This window comes from Mesorhizobium sp. M7A.T.Ca.US.000.02.2.1, from assembly GCF_003996995.1.
GTDB lineage: Bacteria > Pseudomonadota > Alphaproteobacteria > Rhizobiales > Rhizobiaceae > Mesorhizobium.
Map to the genome: position 1 here is coordinate 1 of NZ_RZTT01000470.1, position 4,329 is coordinate 4,329.

At 60.9% G+C, this 4,329-nt stretch carries 6 protein-coding genes and 1 pseudogene; 2 read left to right on the forward strand and 5 right to left on the reverse strand.

Translation table 11 applies throughout. The features are described 5' to 3' along the window. From EOD15_RS29545 to EOD15_RS29565, 5 genes and pseudogenes are all read right to left on the reverse strand, one after another. Positions 1-530: pseudogene (locus EOD15_RS29545) on the reverse strand (excinuclease ABC subunit A); the annotation flags it as partial. 712 nt (positions 531-1,242) lie between these two features. Continuing rightward, positions 1,243-1,539: a hypothetical protein gene (locus tag EOD15_RS29550; RefSeq protein ID WP_127409087.1), complete on the reverse strand. Its 297-nt coding sequence runs from the start codon at positions 1,537-1,539 to the stop codon at positions 1,243-1,245. Between the two features lie 92 nt (positions 1,540-1,631). Beyond that, positions 1,632-2,237 carry an ATP-dependent Clp protease proteolytic subunit gene (locus tag EOD15_RS29555; RefSeq protein WP_127322657.1) on the reverse strand — a complete coding sequence of 202 codons (606 nt, stop codon included), beginning with the start codon at positions 2,235-2,237 and terminating at the stop codon, positions 1,632-1,634. A gap of 21 nt (positions 2,238-2,258) precedes the next feature. Continuing rightward, complete coding sequence (locus tag EOD15_RS29560; protein WP_127322658.1) at positions 2,259-2,747, reverse strand: SRPBCC domain-containing protein; 489 nt, start codon at positions 2,745-2,747, stop codon at positions 2,259-2,261. Continuing rightward, positions 2,744-3,058, reverse strand: coding sequence for a metalloregulator ArsR/SmtB family transcription factor (locus EOD15_RS29565; protein WP_127322659.1), 315 nt, complete (start codon positions 3,056-3,058; stop codon positions 2,744-2,746). Before EOD15_RS29565 ends, EOD15_RS29560 begins: the two co-directional genes overlap by 4 nt. 226 nt (positions 3,059-3,284) lie before the next feature. On the opposite strand from EOD15_RS29565, the gene EOD15_RS29570 reads away from it, so the two are divergent. Further along, complete coding sequence (locus tag EOD15_RS29570) at positions 3,285-3,806, forward strand: single-stranded DNA-binding protein (protein ID WP_127270744.1); 522 nt, start codon at positions 3,285-3,287, stop codon at positions 3,804-3,806. A 119-nt stretch (positions 3,807-3,925) separates the two neighbouring features. After that, positions 3,926-4,329: OsmC family protein (locus EOD15_RS29575; protein WP_127409088.1), on the forward strand; the 404-nt coding region annotated here is incomplete at its 3' end.

The following is a 4,329-nucleotide window of genomic DNA, read 5'->3' on the forward strand; positions in this document are numbered from 1 at the left end:
AAGCCCTTCTTCTGCAGCTCCAAGAGTTCCTTGCGGTACTCGCCTTTGCGGCCGCGCACCATCGGCGCCAGGATGAACAGGCGCGTGCCTTCCTCGATCGCCAGCACGCGGTCGACCATCTGCGAAACCGTCTGGCTTTCGATCGGCAGGCCGGTGGCCGGCGAATAGGGGATGCCGACGCGGGCGAACAGGAGCCGCATGTAGTCGTAGATCTCGGTGACGGTACCGACCGTCGAACGCGGGTTCTTCGAGGTGGTCTTCTGCTCGATGGAAATGGCGGGCGACAGGCCGTCGATCTGGTCGACGTCAGGCTTCTGCATCATCTCAAGGAATTGCCGCGCGTAGGCCGACAGGCTTTCGACGTAGCGGCGCTGGCCCTCGGCATAGATCGTGTCGAAGGCAAGCGATGACTTGCCGGACCCCGACAGGCCGGTCATGACAATCAGGCTGTCACGCGGCAAGTCGAGATCGACATTCTTCAGATTGTGTTCGCGCGCCCCGCGAATGGAAAGATATTTATGGTCGGCCATAGCCGGTCGCCGCCTCAGAATCTGGAATTTCCTGGAATGGCGGGTTTTCCCGGCCATCCCCTATGTAGGTAGTTTTGCCGCCACGTCGAGATACGCCACAATTCCCGACGAGAGCGTTTAAGCGTCTTTCGCGTGAACGGGCAAGCGGAAAGAACAAAGGCCGAACACGCTCCTGACAAAGCTGTGCAAAAACTGACTTGCACGTAACCTCCCGGCGATCACATTTTTCGGTAACCGGCTATTGATGGTTGACGCCACCAACTGAGGGGAGCAGTCTCCAGCAGTCAACGAAGCCGGCCGTCTTTCGATGGCCTCGCCGCCCAAAGGTGGCCTGCGAGACGCCGCAGGCATTTGCGATTTGTGCTTCGAATTGACAACAATCGCAACGGACAGAGGAGCGGAGCTATGACGCCACCGGATCGTCCCCTAGGGTTCCAGTTGTCACTGGAGCCGAGGCAGGCATAAGTGCCAGGGTTCAGCGTTTTCGCCAGCCGGCAAACCGTGACCTGCCATCTCTCGTAAAAATCAGAGACTGCTAGTCGGATCGTCGGCTGAATGCCGCGGTGCATCCGAAATCAAACGCCGGCAGTACACTCCCGGTAAAATTGGATTTGAGATCCAAAAAGGCCCCGTCCGTTTGCGCAAAGCACGGCGGGGCCGTTTTCATGTGCGGATTGTCTTGTGGGCGACAGGCGCAGCGCGACACGCGCTGTCAGTGGCGCGGCGGCCCGATCGAGCCGGCGCCGACATCGACGGTGATGCTGCCGGAAATCCTGACATCGGTATCGCCGATCTTGAATGTACCGTTCTCGCCGGCTGGCAGCGCATCGTCCGGCTCGGGAGCCGGCTTGGCGATGCGGTAGTCGCCGGTTACGCCGGGAAGGGCGCTTTTTTGCGTCGACGACGAACTGTCGTCGGCAAGTGCCGCGCCGCTGATGAGGCCCGCAATGGCGAGCGCTGCAACGGCGATTACGCGGTGCAATGATCTGGACTGATGAGTGTCGGTCATCCCAGGACTATAGTGGCGCGCCGCCGATGGAACCAGACCGGCATCGTCAAATCTTCGACTACCTGCCGGACGGTCTCCGATCCGGCCCTGGCTTACGCCGCTTTCTTTCGCGTGTCGAAAACATGGTCGACGATGCCCCAGGACTGGGCCTCGCGGGCGGTCATGAAGTGGTCGCGGTCGAGCGTGCGTTCCACCTCTTCATAGCTGCGGCCGCAATGCTGCGCGTAAAGTTCGGCCATGTGCCGTTTCGTCCGGCCGATGCGCTCGGCATGGCGCTGGATGTCGGATGCCTGGCCCTGGAACCCACCCAGCGGCTGATGCAGCAGGATAGTGGCATTCGGCAGGGAAATCCGGCGCCCCGGTGTGCCTGCCATCAGCAGGAACGAGCCCATCGAGGCGGCAAAGCCCATGCATACGGTGGACACTGGGCAGCTGATATATTGCATTGTGTCGTAGATGGCGAAGCCGCTGGTCACCACGCCGCCCGGCGAGTTGATGTAGAGCGAGATCTCCTTGTCGGGATTGTCCGATTCCAGCGACAAAAGCTGCGCGCAGACTAGCGCCGAGATGTCGTCGTTGATCTCGCCGTTGATGAAGACGATACGCTCGCGCAGCAGCCGTGAAAAGATGTCGAAGGCACGTTCGCCGAGGCTCGATTGCTCGATGACCATCGGCACCAGACTGGCAACACCGCTCATTTTTCTTCTCCGATTTTCATATTATGCCGCGCGCAGAAGGCGCGGTGCGTTCGCGGCGATGGGCTTTCCGATTGCGCGCAGATCGAGCGAAAGCCGGCAGCCGCCGCCTGCCATGGCGACAGCAGGCATGGCCTTGCGGGCAAAGCCGTCATGGACAATGCGCAGATGCGTGCCGCCGGAAACGGTTCGGGCAAGTGTGAAGGTGACGGTACTGTCGAGCGGATCCTGCCTGGCTGCGTCGCCCGGCTGCTCCCGCCAGGAATAGCGCAGCAGCTTCCCGGGTTCGGCGTCGAGGATTTCGCATTCGACCGGCGTTTCCGGTCCGGCGAAGGCAAAACGGTTGCCGATCTCGGGGCTGATGTCGTTCGGCATCATCCAGGCGGCCAGCAATTCCGGTACGGTCAGGGCCCGCCATACCTTTTCCGGCGGCTCGGCAAGCTCGTACTCGAACTCGAGCGCATCCGCGGCGTCGCCTTGGCCGTCGTTGGCCGCTAATCCCGCCTTCTTCATTGATCCATGTCCTTCAAAACCGCCTTCAGCCTTTCGATGCGCTCCGGCCAGAATGTCCGGTAGCGTTCGATCCAGGAGAGCAAGGGGGCGAGCCCCTGCGGATCGGCGCGGTAATAGGCGTTGCGGCCGGCTCGCCGCTCGACCACCAGCCCGGCGCCACGCAGCACCGCCAGATGCTGCGACACCGCGGGCTGCGACACCGTCATCCCGGTGCGCAATTCCGACACGCTCATCTCGCCGGCGGCCAGCCGCTCAAAGACGGCGCGGCGCGTCGGGTCGGCCAGTGCGCGAAAAACCTCTGCTTCGATCATGCCAAAAGCATAAGTGCATACTTATCGATTTGGCAAGCGGTCTTTTCGGGCCCATATGATCGGCTTCGGCATTGCTGCCATTCCTTGACAATAAGCAGCGATGCGGATAAGAACGAAAAGGGAACAAAAACCTTGTGGGTAAAGGCAGCCATGGCAAGCGGCGATCGCCTGCAGCCTGTAAGGTGCTGCGACAAAAATTTGTTTCGGATGAGCGCGGAGAAATATCATGGCGGGTAGCGTCAACAAGGTCATTCTGGTCGGCAATCTCGGCGCGGATCCCGAAATCCGTCGCCTGAATTCGGGTGAGCCGGTCGTCAACATCCGCATCGCCACATCGGAAAGCTGGCGCGACAAGAATTCCGGCGAACGCAAGGAAAAAACCGAGTGGCACAACGTCGTCATCTTCAATGAGGGCATCGCCAAGGTGGCGGAGCAGTATCTGAAGAAGGGCATGAAGGTCTATGTCGAGGGCCAGTTGCAGACGCGCAAATGGCAGGACCAGACCGGTGCCGACAAGTACACGACGGAAGTCGTTCTGCAGAAATTCCGCGGTGAGCTGCAGATGCTCGACGCACGCGGACAGGGCGAGGGCGGTCAGGTCGGCGGCTATACCGGTGGCGGCAGCAGCCGTGGTTCCGATTTCGGCCAGTCCAGCCCGAGCGAAGGCTTCAATCGCGGTGGCGGCGGTGCCAAGAGCGGCGGCGGCGGTGGTTCGTCGCGCGAATTGGATGACGAAATCCCGTTCTGATCGCAACAGTTATGTCAGACACAGTGCCCCGAGAGTCGTTCATGGACTTTCGGGGTTTTGCATCGTGCTTCAAGGGCTGACCAGACCGATCAAGGAAATACGGTGAAAGGACGAGTTCGGTGAAAGCACGGGTAAAGTGGGTCGAGGAGCGCACCTTCGTCGGGGAATCCGGCAGCGGTCACAAGGTCGTGCTCGGAACAGCGCACGGACCGGAAGGCAGGACGCCGGGTCCAAGCCCGATGGAGCTGGTGCTGATCGGCACCGGTGGCTGTTCGGCCTATGATGTCGTGCATATCCTCGAAAAGGGCCGCGAGGCGGTCGAGGACTGCGTGGTCGAGCTTGATGCCGAGCGGGCCGAAACCGAGCCAAGAGTGTTCACCCGCATCCACATGCATTTCGTCGTCAAGGGCAGGGCACTCTCCAGCGTCAAGGTGAAACGCGCGATCGACCTTTCGATCGAAAAATATTGCTCGGCCTCCGCGATGCTGGCCAAGACCGCCACGATTACCCACGATTTCGAGGT